General features: G+C 49.2%; 9 protein-coding genes. 6 read left to right on the top strand and 3 right to left on the bottom strand.

Annotation, left to right across the window (positions count from 1 at the left end; genetic code table 11):
* Positions 1 to 36 precede the first annotated feature (36 nt).
* The 3 genes from MKY59_RS30380 to MKY59_RS30370 form a co-directional block, all read right to left on the bottom strand.
* Entirely contained in the window at positions 37 to 3,231 is a 3,195-nt protein-coding gene (locus MKY59_RS30380; RefSeq protein ID WP_339275271.1) for an ATP-binding protein, read from the bottom strand.
* Positions 3,232 to 3,656: 425 nt separating this feature from the next.
* The gene (locus MKY59_RS30375; RefSeq protein WP_339275270.1) at positions 3,657 to 4,994 is read right to left on the bottom strand and encodes a glycoside hydrolase family 30 protein; all 1,338 of its coding nucleotides are present in this window, start codon (positions 4,992 to 4,994) and stop codon (positions 3,657 to 3,659) included.
* 207 nt (positions 4,995 to 5,201) lie between these two features.
* Positions 5,202 to 6,716, bottom strand: coding sequence for a leucine-rich repeat domain-containing protein (locus MKY59_RS30370; RefSeq protein WP_339275269.1), 1,515 nt, complete (start codon positions 6,714 to 6,716; stop codon positions 5,202 to 5,204).
* 362 nt (positions 6,717 to 7,078) lie between these two features.
* Here MKY59_RS30370 and MKY59_RS30365 point away from each other — a divergent pair, with 362 nt between their 5' ends.
* The 6 genes from MKY59_RS30365 (at position 7,079) to MKY59_RS30340 (ending at position 12,216) form a co-directional block, all read left to right on the top strand.
* Complete coding sequence (locus tag MKY59_RS30365; protein ID WP_236413495.1) at positions 7,079 to 7,996, top strand: aldo/keto reductase family oxidoreductase; 918 nt, start codon at positions 7,079 to 7,081, stop codon at positions 7,994 to 7,996.
* 326 nt (positions 7,997 to 8,322) lie between these two features.
* Positions 8,323 to 9,705: a helix-turn-helix transcriptional regulator gene (locus tag MKY59_RS30360; RefSeq protein WP_339275267.1), complete on the top strand. Its 1,383-nt coding sequence runs from the start codon at positions 8,323 to 8,325 to the stop codon at positions 9,703 to 9,705.
* 248 nt (positions 9,706 to 9,953) lie between these two features.
* Positions 9,954 to 10,136 carry an aspartyl-phosphate phosphatase Spo0E family protein gene (locus MKY59_RS30355; protein WP_236413493.1) on the top strand — a complete coding sequence of 61 codons (183 nt, stop codon included), beginning with the start codon at positions 9,954 to 9,956 and terminating at the stop codon, positions 10,134 to 10,136.
* 132 nt (positions 10,137 to 10,268) lie between these two features.
* On the top strand, positions 10,269 to 10,649 hold the full coding sequence (locus MKY59_RS30350) for a GntR family transcriptional regulator (RefSeq protein WP_236413492.1): 381 nt from the start codon (positions 10,269 to 10,271) through the stop codon (positions 10,647 to 10,649).
* Positions 10,646 to 11,521: an ABC transporter ATP-binding protein gene (locus tag MKY59_RS30345; protein WP_339275264.1), complete on the top strand. Its 876-nt coding sequence runs from the start codon at positions 10,646 to 10,648 to the stop codon at positions 11,519 to 11,521. Before MKY59_RS30350 ends, MKY59_RS30345 begins: the two co-directional genes overlap by 4 nt.
* Positions 11,518 to 12,216 carry a hypothetical protein gene (locus tag MKY59_RS30340; protein ID WP_236413489.1) on the top strand — a complete coding sequence of 233 codons (699 nt, stop codon included), beginning with the start codon at positions 11,518 to 11,520 and terminating at the stop codon, positions 12,214 to 12,216. The genes MKY59_RS30345 and MKY59_RS30340 overlap by 4 nt, the downstream gene beginning before the upstream one ends.
* Positions 12,217 to 12,231: the final 15 nt, after the last annotated feature.

Genomic DNA, 12,231 nt, shown 5'->3' with positions numbered 1-12,231 from the left:
CTTGACGAAGGGGGCAGGTTTCCGGTCTTGTCATGGTCAAGACCTGGCATGTTCATGGGATTCAGGCTGTTGATAAGGGATAACGAACGAGACGGATGTACCTGCACCCGGTTCGCTGCGAATGGTCAGCCCCTGTCCGTAGAGCTGAATCAGCCTGCGGTTCGTATTGGCAACCCCGATGCCCTGTTTCCCTTGCATCGAAACGTCCAGCAGCTGCTTGACCAATTGGGAGTCCATGCCGACGCCATTGTCGTGAACCTCGACCCGCACGGCCTGACTCTGTTTCTCACGGGCAATGGTGAGGGTTAGCGTTCCGCCCGACGCCCTGCCCAGCAACCCATGCTGAACGGCGTTCTCGACCAAGGGTTGAACGGAAAGCGGAGGCAGCATGATGTTCAGGCCAGGCTCTATATTCAAGATGATGGACAATCGTTCCCCGAACCGTTCCTGTTCAATGTACAGATAGGCCTGAACCAGCTCCAGCTCATGAGGGAGCTCCACCAGTTTTCCCGTATTGAGATAGTTGAAGCTGATTCTTAGAAAGGAGGCAAACGCATCCCCGAATTTGTGCATCTTCTCTGTATCGATATCGCTTAATGCAATGAGGGAGTTCAGCGTATTGAACAGAAAATGAGGCTGGATCTGGGCCTGCAGATAGGCAGCTTCAATCCGAAGCCGTTCGTTGATGGACTGTTTCAGCCCGATCAGCGCTTTAATCCGGTATTTCAGTTCCAGCGCATCCACTGGTTTCGTCACGTAATCGTTCGCTCCGGACGAGAAACCGGTATAGATGTCCGAAGGCTGGCTGCGAGCCGTTAACAACAAGATGGGCAGCTCGGAGACGGAGTAGCGTTCACGTACTCTTTGAGTCAGCTCGTATCCGGACATCTGAGGCATCATCACGTCGGTGACCAGCAGGTCCCATTGTCGGGTGTCCAGCAGCTCCAACGCTTCACGGGCAGAATGGGCCGTCGTCACGGTATAAGGCTCAGACGAAAGCATGCTGACGAGTACCTTCAGGTTGATCGGATCGTCATCGACGGCCAAAATGTGAATCGGGCTTTCCTGCAGCAAAGGAAGAACCGCAGGTGAGGCGTGAGCTGCCTTCGTGTTCTGCTCGGACCATTCGGCCACATTGGTTTCTGAACCTGATTTCGCCGCGGCAGAGAGCTTCGTGGAGGGAGAGGCTGCTTCTTCCCACGGCTCCATCCGTATTCCCGGTCGTACCTGGCTGAGATCCGTATTGGCCAGCGGCAAACTGAACGTAAACGTTGAACCTTTGGAAGGTTCGGAGCGAGCGCTTAGCGTACCGCCATGCAGTTCAACGAGCTGCTGGCAGATGCTCAGCCCGAGCCCAATGCCCTGTTCATGGCCATCTCCGGACAGGCCTTGTTCGTATGGGGAGAAAACGCGCGAAAGGGTCTCCTTGTCCATGCCGATGCCCGTGTCCGAAACATGGATGATCGCCTTTGTTTCCCGTACCTCGGCAGAGAGAGTCACCATGCCGGTCTCCGTAAATTTCAAGGCATTATGGATCAGATTGTGCAAAATTTGCACCAGTCGTTTCTCGTCCGCCATGACGGCGGGCAGCGAATCGGGAATGTCGTTATGCAACGTTATGGTTTTGCGTTCAGTCATAAACTGCAGCATGGACAGGACTCCGGGCACAATGGACTGAACCCGGATCGGCTCGGGATGCAGCTTGATGCGGTGCTCCTTGAGCCGGACGACATCGAGCAGATCGCCAATAAGATGCGACATGCGGCGGCTGATCGTGATCAGCAGATTCATGTCCTGCAGGCTGCCGGGATGCAGCCGGCCTTTCTCTTGCGAGACGACATTGTGGGCGATATTCATGATGCCGTGCAAGGGAGTTCTTAGCTCATGGGACGTATTCGCCAGAAACTGATCCTTGATGCGGTCCGCTTTGATCAGCTGTTCATTCAGCTCGACGTTCAATCTGGCATTGCGGAAGTATTTTTTGAACCAATACGTCGAGAATCCCGCGAGGGCCATGATCAGATCAAACGGATAGAAGACCGTCGTAACGTTAAATGACAGTTCCGCAAAGCTCCATAGCAGGTTGGAAATGATGCAGGAAGCAGACACCAGTATGAAAATGATGTCTTGGTCGTTCTGCTGTTGTCCGACCATTTTGACCGAGAGCGTTATAAACCAGACGAATGCGGTGCAATACAGCCAATCAAAGATACGATAATGGATGATTTCGTAAATGAAGGACGCCGGCGAAACGGTAGTCAGGATCATCATGGCAAGCAGCATGGCAAGGTATATGCGGGTCCAGCGGCTGGGTGAACGTCGCGTCGTGAATTTTCGGAACAATAAAATAATGAACATGCTTAGGGCTAACAGAGCAATCAGGTGAACTTTCAGTCCCCATGTATAATTGAGCGGCAACCACAGCATCAGAATGTTATCGTATGCGGACAAAATGGCTATACCTACCGATACGGTAACCAACAAGGCGTATAATAAGGATTTTTCGCACGGGTTGATCAAGAAAAGGATGCCGGCGTAGATCCCGTGAAGCATCAACACGAGAAATATAAAGAGCTGAAAGCCGATCGAATACCAGCGGGAAAAGTCCATGGCGGCCTGTGATCCGAAATAGGCAGGCACCATGATCCCTCCTTTATGCGGGCTGTCAAAGTTGGCAATCCGAACGACCAAGTCAATCTTCGTTGTGTTCCCGTCATAAGAAGGGGTGAATGATAGACTGTTGGGTTTGTATTGCTCCGGGATATCGCCGATTGTACCTAGTGCAGATACGGTTTCGCCGTTGATTTCCACTTCGGACGATGCCTGGAGTTTCTTGAACCAAAATGAAACGGGCTGCGGAATCGGGTTCATCCGAATTTGCAGCCTGTAAGTACCGTACCCGTAAGAGGTATTATCGCTGTTGTTAAGCGCATCTCCCCAGTCTCCGGGCACCTGTATAGGGATGGAATCGTATTTTCCGGATCGGATTTCCTGAAGGGTTAGCAGCTGATGAGGGTAGAAATCCCATTCGCCGTTCAGGTACATCAACGGTGCGCTGTCCAAATCGACATTTCGCAAATCAAGCTCGCCGTTTACAGGAGAATGATCCCGCAGAACGGGGAACATTTGATGGGTCCAGAACCAGCGCATGCCGACTAATACCGCAAAGGTCATCAAGATGATCCAGATATATTTCATTTTGAGATGAGTGGACGTGTTTGTTTTTTTCATAGTGGGTGTTACTTTCGACAAAAATCGCTGTGTTTCCTGCTGAATCGCTTGCGTAATTTACACATTACTCCAAAGAACGACAACAACAAACTGTCGATATTCGTCTATTTTTTGTCAAGGCGCCGATGATATAGTATTAATTGATATGGAGAATTTTGTTATTTTCCATGGCCTCGAATTAAAGTGTTGAATTCCCTAAATAACAACATGAGAGGAGGGGCTGGCAAATAGCAATCCAATGAGGAACATCCCCAAGCGTCCTGGTCCGTCAATTGGAGTCCGCAGGACTTTGATGATGCGAAAGGACATTGGGGACAAGCGGATGTCAATATCATAACCATACAAAACAACCATTTCGATGCCTTTTCGGGCCGATGATGGTTGTTTTTTGGTTCCATTTTTTATTGCCGAATATGGCAGCCTTATCAAGAAGTCGAAAGGACGATGCTATTAAAAGACTCGGCTTCCAGTTCTATTCGGAATGTCTGGCCCGCATGGGCAAGCAGCAGCTCCCGGTTATCGCTGAACGGATTGTTGATAACAACGACCAGGCTCCCATCCGGGTTGCGGAAAGCCGTAGCTTTGCCGCTCCAGGGGCCGGATAGCCCGACGCGGCGCGCACCGGGAACGATGTGGTGGGCATAATGCTTCATGACGTAGTATTCCGGATTGCGGATCACTCGTTGGTTTGCCGGATCGACGGTAACCATGGAATTTTGCTCCCATCCCCATGTGCTGCGACCTTTGGGCTCAAGAACCATGTTCCAGTACACATATGCATTCACTCCGTTGGCGAAATAGTGCTGAAACAGGTTGAATACGTACTTGGCGTACATCCAGGAGTTGTTTCCATCGCCGCACTCGTTTTCGGTTTGCATGTACCGGAGTTCGGGATAGCTCGCTACCGTGCGTTGTATGGCGTGTTTCCCCGCCCATTGATAACCGACGCCTTTAATGTAGGAGTATGCCTGGGGATCGCTAAGGACAAGTCCAGCAAACTCGTCGAAATCGTTCGTTTTTTTGTGGATCAGCTCTTCCCAGGGATCGGGGGCATTGATCGTGCCCAGCCAGATTTCCGTGTCCAGGCCGTGCTTTTCGAATGCAGGCCCAAGGTGCTCCGCAATGAATTCGCGCAGCTGTTCGCCCGTCCATTTGCAGGAAGGGAATTTCTGATCCGCGATAACCTCGTTTTGCACATGGACCTGATGGATGGTTATCCCGGCTTCTTGGTACGCCTGCACAAATTTCACGAAATACAGCGCATATGCATCCAAAATATCCTTTTCCCAGCGCAGCGTGCCGTAGTTGTAGGCTTTCGGCGTTTTCATCCAGGTCGGCGGACTCCATGGAGAAGCGAATAGCTGCAGGTTCGGATTGTAGGATAAGGCCTCCTTGATATAAGGAATTAAATATTTGAAATCTCGTTCGATCGAAAAATGTTCCATGGCCAAATCGCCATCGGTTTCGTTATGGCTGTACCATTCTGTCGCGTAATCGCTTGCACCGATGGGCAGTCGGCAAATCGTGAATTTATGTTCACCGTCAGGGTGGAACAGGGAGTGGAAGAGTTCGTGCCGCTGCTCTTCGTTCAGATGGGACAGGGCTATATACCCAAGCTCGTTAAAACATCCGCCAAACCCCTCCACCTCCTGGTAAAGTTCGTTCGACACTTTTAAGTTAGCGCTTTCATTTGTCGGTTTTAATACACTTTCCTTCCACGGGGTATCCGGCGTCGTCGAATACGCGCGCACCTTCAGGGACATGTCCAGTTCCTCCTCGCGAGAACCATAGTATGTTTCAATACAGTCAGTATATCAGCTAGCTGATCAAAAAAGGATGTGCCAAACCACGTGAAATTTACCCAAATCCACGGTTATGCTTTGGATGGATAACCAAACTCCCTGCCAAAACGAAGCTTGGCAGGGAGTTCACTGATATTGAAATAAACGGGTACGCGGCTGCGCCTATGATTAAGGTTGCAAAGCCGGCTGCTGCGCCGGTGGTTTGTTTGCGAAAATCAGAATGGTTCTGCTGTCGGCCAGATAACCGACCGTCGTTTCCAGCTGCTCGGAAATGAACCGGACCGGAACGAACGCTTTGCCGTTTTGAATCAGCAATGGGGCATCATTTACGATGGTATTGCCGTTCACGTTCACTTGCCGGTGGCCAGCCGCCCATTGAATGACCTGATCGCCCTGAGAAATAATGACCTCTTCTGTGGCGGGATGCCAGTCCACGCTTGCGTTCAGATGCTCGGAAACAAAGCGCAGTGGAACGTAAGTCCTGCCTTTATCGATGAAAGGGGCAGCATCCAATGCATAGGGTTTTTCTCCGACGTATGCCGTGGTCGACCCTTCGGTCAACCTTTGAATACTGCCCTGCGGAGAACGTTTCTGCTCGCGAACGTTAAGCTGGTTCAGCATTTGCATGGTTTGGCTGCCGCTGGAAATGTCCAGGTAGTTATGCTGAATCGTCAATGGTGCAGGCTCGATTTCATTGATCGGGACGAGAGAGCCTATGGCGGATGATGAGGCAGAAATATCCTGCACGCCATTCGTCAGTCCAGGGGATAGATTCAGCTTCGCAATCGGGCTCAGATCCCATATTCGATTATCTGCAAGCTTCAACGATTGCAATTTTTTCAGCGCTGCGAGCGGTCGGAGATCATAAATCTGGTTGGATTCCGCGTTCAACTCCTTCAGGCTGTTCAATGCCCCGAAGGCCTCGATTTGTTCGATCCGATTGTTGGATACGTCCAGCGACCGCAGGTTGGTCAAATGGGCGAGCGGTTCGGCATCAACGATATCATTGCCTGCGACGTTGAGTTGGAGCAGCGACTCCGGAAGCTCGGACAAGGAGCCGGATGATCCAATCCGGTTGTTCGCAACGTTAAGGGATTGCAATTTGGTAAGGCCGCTAATGGGCGAAAGGTCTGTGAGCTGATTGTTGGCAACCTCGACCCGTTTCAAATCATGCGCATGTTCCAGCGGCGCAATGCTCGTTATCCCGTTTCCGCTGGCGAAGAATGTATGTAGTCTCGGAAAAGCCCGAACAACGGCAATGGAAGTCACCGAATTGTTGCTGATGTACAGCCGTCCAAGGTTCTGCAATTCGCCAAGAGCATCAATCGATGTAATATAGTTGTTACGCACGTCGATTTCCCGCAATTTCGTCAGATGGGCAACCGGCGTGAGGTCACTCAATTCATTCCCGTACAAGCGCAGATGCGTCAGATTCGTTGCATACTCAAGCCCGGCGAGACTCTGGATCCCCATGTTGCTCAGGTCGACTACGGTCAATTGCTGAAGATCGGACGGGGTCAGGCTGGCATCGACGGGTTTATTCAAAATGAGCTTGAGCCCGGTTTCCAATGCGGAATCTTCCACAATACTATTCTTCTGCTCGGACATGGGGTAGGCCATCGCCTGTCCGGCTCCTCCGATCGAGAGGATCAATATGACAAATAAAAGAGCTATTCTTTTCATTGCATGAACTCCCTCCGCCTGAATTCAAGATTCGTTTAGCAAACACGCAAGGTCTATGTAAAAATCACTTCTTAGTTATTAACCAGGCTCCACGGAAAAGGAACAGCCCCGAAAAGCGTTCCGTCTTCTACATTTCTATTCTATACGAAACCAGCCCCCGCCTGCACACTTCTTGAACCTTGCCGCAAAAAAATGCGTTGCAGGCCTCATTCGCCGTAAATCGTCCATTATTCCATATAAGTTTTCCATAAATCCATTGAAAACGGTTGCGCATATATGTCACAATCATAGAGGAACATCATCTGTGCAAGCCATCTGGTAGTTCATAGGATCATTACGATTTGATATGGAGGGGAATCATCATGAGAACGATAAAGCTTGGAAGCAGCTCGCTTGAGGTGCCGGTTGTAGCCGTGGGCTGCATGCGAATCAATGCACTGAGCAGCAAGGAAGCGGAGCATTTCGTCCACTCGGCCATCGAAGCGGGCGCGAACTTCTTTGATCATGCCGACATCTACGGGGCAGGGACATGCGAAGAGATTTTTGCCGAAGCTGTCCAGATGAATCCCCAAGTGAGGGAAAATCTGATTCTCCAGTCCAAATGCGGCATTCGCAAGGGCATGTTCGACTTCTCCAAAGAACATATCCTGAATTCGGTGGACGGTATTTTGAAACGCCTCAAAACCGAATATCTCGATGTTTTGCTGCTGCATCGTCCCGATGCTCTGGTGGAGCCGGAGGAAGTGGCCGAAGCATTCGATCTGCTTGAGCGCGAAGGCAAAGTGCGCCATTTCGGGGTGTCCAACCAAAATCCGAACCAGATCGAACTGTTGAAAAAATATGTGAAACAACCGCTGGTTGCCAACCAGCTTCAATTGAGCATTACGAATACAACGATGATCTCCAGCGGGATCAACGTGAATATGGAAAACGACGCCGCCGTCAACCGCGATGGCAGCGTGCTGGATTATTGCCGTCTGCACGACATTACGATTCAGCCATGGTCCCCGTTCCAATACGGATTCTTCGAAGGCGTATTCCTTGGCAACGAGAAGTTCCCGGAGCTGAATGCCAAGATCGACGAAATTGCCGCGAAATACGGCGTGACCAATACAACGATTGCCATTGCCTGGCTGCTGCGTCATCCGGCCAAAATGCAGCCGGTGACGGGAACGACGACCGTTAGCCGTTTGCAAGACTGCATCAAGGCCGGCGAGATCGATCTTACCCGTCAGGAATGGTATGACATTTATCGCGCAGCAGGCAACATTTTGCCGTAAGCGAGATTCGTGGATGTAGAATACTTGAATAACATGGGAAGCACGGGCATGTTTTGCTCGTGTTTTTCATTTGGTTTTGATATTGATTGCCGTAGTTTCCAGCGTATAAAATAGAATGAGAGATTTGTATATTTAAAAGGATTAAATTGTAATAAATACAAATTAGTTGAAAGGAAACTTATTGACCCTCGATCAATTCCTACATATAATTACTTTGAAATGTCGTTGATCCTGTTTATGGTTTTTATGAGAACCGCAAGTCGCGGTCTGTCTTCTTTAAATGTACGTCAATAGGCGTTTTGCTTACTTTGGAGGGTGGTGTTCGTTTGGAGTCGGCAACCACGATACGCGATCATTTGGAATCATACTTGAAAAGGGAACGGATGTCGATCAGTCTGTTTTCCGAGCTGTCAGGCATCAATTCAGGCACGCTTAGCAACATATTAAACAAAAACCGCCCGATCTCGATGCAGCAGCTGGACCGTATTACGGCGGCCATGCAGCTGGATGAGGGCTACTATTACGAACTGTACATCGAAGAGTGTTTCGTTCACTCCACGCCGGACTGGCGCAGGCTTGGTCCATTCCTCCATCGATGTGCAGAGTTGGACAAATTGAATTGCATTGAAGAGGTTATCCGGTTGATGATGGATAATCTGTCCTATATACCTTTGTTATTTGAAGTCGCAGAGGAGTTTTACGGTGGCGGAAAATTCAAAGCGGCCGTTCTTTTGTACGAAACGATTGCCGAAAGTGAAAAAATGCAGCATTCGGAACGGCTTGCACTCTGCCAATATCGCCTATTTAAGCTGGGCCTTGGCAAAGACCGCCAGAAGAACCTTATTATCGCTTCCAGGTTCGAGTATTACGTCGATCGATTGGATGAACGCTATCAACTGGATGCGCTGAACGAATTGATCAATGCGTTCGGAGCGCTGCACCGCTGGATGAAGGTCCAGGAATTGTCCGAAAAATTAAAGGTGAAGGCTAAGGTTCATTATGAACTGAATGGGAGAAACAAGCAGGAAGAAACGAAAAAACCGATTATTTTTTATATTTTATATTCCGATCTGGCTGCAGGAAGCGCGTTCTATCATCTTAAGGAGTACGACAGGGCGCTTGATTTCGTTTCTCGTTACGCAGACAGCAGTTGGGTGAAGCAGCCTGATGAGGAAGAACGAATCGTAATGCATCAATTCCAGGAATGGGCTGAGGGCAATCGCTATGTATATCAATTGATGGCCGGTCGTTTCGAGGTGCTGCCCGATTATGTAGGGTACATCTCCAACAGGGAAAATGAAGTCTTTCCGGCGCTTTGCGACATTGTGACGGCCGCCAACCGCTACGATATGAACATCGATTTCGTGCTTGAAAAGTTTAAATCACATTTGTCATATCAGGAGCAAAGCAACCGGATCGGCAAAGTGAGCAAACAGGTTACCGATGATCGCTATGTTCGTCTAATGGGAGGATTAGCTTCATATTATTTACGGAAGGACGATTTTATCAAAGGTTTGCAGTATGCCTTGAATAGTATGAAGTTTGCTCTTGAAATTCATGATGGCCGGGGTATGCTTAAAAGTATCGGGTTGTTTGAACAGTATAGGGATTATGCGACCGATGAAGCAATGCAGCAATACAAAAATTTGATTAGTGAGGTGCAGAAACTCAATGATGAGGAAGTTTGCTTCGCTGATAGTCATGTTTAGCATTGTTATTGCCATTGTAGCTCCTGGTGCTCAATCTGATGGTCCTGATCGAGGTCTGACGACGTCCAATCCGGATATTATGCGCACCGCAGACCATGGATTCGGATCGTAAAAAACGTATGCCGGCAGAAAACGTCCTCAGCTTGCCAGGGGACGTTTTTTTCTTTTGTTGGAAGAATAAGTATGCGATATCCCGTACAATCTTGCGATCGACAGATTCCGTTAAAATGTGACAGAAGGAGGAGGTTATGGATTGTACGGAATTGAAATTGGAGATTGAACTTGCCAGGGAACTGCTGTACGTGAAGGAACGGGAGTACGGGAGTTTCCAGCATCCGGAAGTGATAAGGCAGTCTATAGTGCTGGACGAGCTGATGAATAAATATTATCGTGCCACGAAAAAAAGTCCAATCCATAAACCGCAGACGTAGCGAAAGAAATGGGCGCGTTTAAGAAAAAGGACTATTTACATCGTGGCTTCTTTGTAGTATGGTTAGTTACATGAGTAACTAACCGATTGACTTGGCCTGAATCAATAATTCAATGATGAAAGTTGGATTTGCATGAAATCGAATCTGGACGAATCACAGCCCATTTTTCATCAGATCGCCCTGATGATTATGGATGACATCGTAGAAGGCCGCTTAAAGGCTGAGGAACAGGTTCCTTCCACCAATGAGCTGTCGCGGTTTTACAATATCAACCCTGCTACGGCGCGGAAAGGGCTGCAGTCGTTAGCGGACAAAGGCATTATCTACAAACAGCGGGGACTGGGCATGTTCGTCGCAAAAGGAGCGCGGGATACTTTGCTTCAAGAACGAAGGCAGCATTTTTACGAGGAATACATTCAACCTTTGCTTGAGGAAGCCAAACGCATTCACATGAGTGAAGAAGCAATCATCGACCTGATCAAAGGCAAGAGCGATAAGGAGAGTGAGTCATGATACACGTGGAACAAGTGGAGTACGGTTACCAGGGAACGCCTGTTTTGAAGAACCTCACGCTGCGGGAAGACGAACCGGTCATCAGTGCATTGTGGGGGAGGAACGGCGCAGGGAAAACGACGCTGATGAGTTTGCTTGCAGGCCATCAGCGGCCGGAGCAGGGAACGATTCGGATCATGGGTCATGAGCCGTACGACAATTTGGCTGCACAGGAGAATCTGTGTTATGTCCAGGAGAATCATCCTTTCGGGAGAAACTGGAGCATGGTTGATTTGATGCGATACGGCCAGTATTTTCATCCCGAATGGGATCAGGAGCTGGCAGAGCGACTGGTGGATATGTTTGAACTGCCGCTGAAGCGGAAAATCGCTAAATTTTCCAAAGGCATGAAAACGGCGGCCCAGATCATTCTTGGATTATCCAGCCGCGCAAATATTACGATTCTTGACGAGCCCACCAATGGCTTGGACGCTGAGAAGCGGAAGTTTTTCTATCGCGCTTTGCTGGAAACGTACGAGGATCAGCCGCGATTGATGCTGCTGTCATCCCATCATATTGAGGAAATTCAGCCTTTATGCGAATCCTTGATCGTTCTTCATGGGGGCAACATATTGCTGCATCAATCCATGGAGGAAATGCGCGAGAGAGGTATTCTTCTAACAGGGGATATTGGCGCTGTTGAACGAGTTGCAGCGGGTTCCCCTGTCCTGGAATCATCCCGGCTGGGCAGCACGCACAAAGTCATGATCGACGCAGTGTACTCTGGAGCCTTGAGAGAAAAGGCCAGCGAATACGGGGTAACCATCGAAAAGGCGGCAATACAGGATTACCTGGTTAACGTAACCAGAAAGCATGAGGAGGTTCGTCCATGAATGTTGCAAAAGGCACAAATCGCATGATCATGGAAGACATGGTGTGGCATTATAAAATGTTTGCGTACATCACGCTTGCGCTGACGGCCATCTATCTTGCGATAGGATATATTTTCGGTGCTGCTTTCCCGACGACGCTCTTCGGTCCGATGTATGGAGGAATCATTGCATTTGCCATCGTGGGGATCGTTAACGTGTACCCGGTTGCGATTGGCATGGGGAGCACGCGGACTCAATTTCTTAAGTCGTTCTACTTGATCTCGGTCTGGATGGTTGTTGTCGCCATTACGACGTTAAACCTGATCTATCTGATTATGGATCTGCTTCATCAATACGGATCGTTGGGCGTCACCTTTTATAGTGCTGGGGCTCTGTACGTAAAAGATTTTCACTTCTTTCCTTACTTGTGGACCGATCTAATGGTTGGATTTTTCCTGCTGGGATTATCGTTATTTATAACTGTAGGCTGGCTCCGATTGGGGATGCGCAATTTTCTGATTTTGTTCTTTGGACTGAGTGTGGTCTTAACGCTTGTACTTACGCAGGTGGATTGGAGCTTATTTGTGGAATGGATCATGAAAGCCAATAAAACGGTATTGTTCATCGTGAGCGGCGTTTTGGGTCTAGGGCTGATGCTTGCGACCTATCCCATGATGAAGAATGCTCCGCTTGTGATGAAGGGGCGTAAAAGCTGACACTGGTAAATGGAA

The organism is Paenibacillus sp. FSL W8-0426 (assembly GCF_037969725.1).
Classification (GTDB): Bacteria; Bacillota; Bacilli; order Paenibacillales; family Paenibacillaceae; genus Paenibacillus; species Paenibacillus hubeiensis.
This window is presented reverse-complemented; position numbering and strand designations above follow the sequence as displayed.

Excerpts from the sequence above, each read along its gene's own strand:
- MKY59_RS30345 (WP_339275264.1), top strand. The coding sequence starts at position 10,646 with ATGATACACGTGGAACAAGTGGAGTACGGTTACCAGGGAACGCCTGTT.
- MKY59_RS30365 (WP_236413495.1), top strand. The coding sequence starts at position 7,079 with ATGAGAACGATAAAGCTTGGAAGCAGCTCGCTTGAGGTGCCGGTTGTA.
- MKY59_RS30350 (WP_236413492.1), top strand. The coding sequence starts at position 10,269 with ATGAAATCGAATCTGGACGAATCACAGCCCATTTTTCATCAGATCGCC.
- MKY59_RS30370 (WP_339275269.1), bottom strand. The coding sequence starts at position 6,716 with ATGAAAAGAATAGCTCTTTTATTTGTCATATTGATCCTCTCGATCGGA.
- MKY59_RS30380 (WP_339275271.1), bottom strand. The coding sequence starts at position 3,231 with ATGAAAAAAACAAACACGTCCACTCATCTCAAAATGAAATATATCTGG.
- MKY59_RS30375 (WP_339275270.1), bottom strand. The coding sequence starts at position 4,994 with ATGTCCCTGAAGGTGCGCGCGTATTCGACGACGCCGGATACCCCGTGG.
- MKY59_RS30340 (WP_236413489.1), top strand. The coding sequence starts at position 11,518 with ATGAATGTTGCAAAAGGCACAAATCGCATGATCATGGAAGACATGGTG.
- MKY59_RS30355 (WP_236413493.1), top strand. The coding sequence starts at position 9,954 with ATGGATTGTACGGAATTGAAATTGGAGATTGAACTTGCCAGGGAACTG.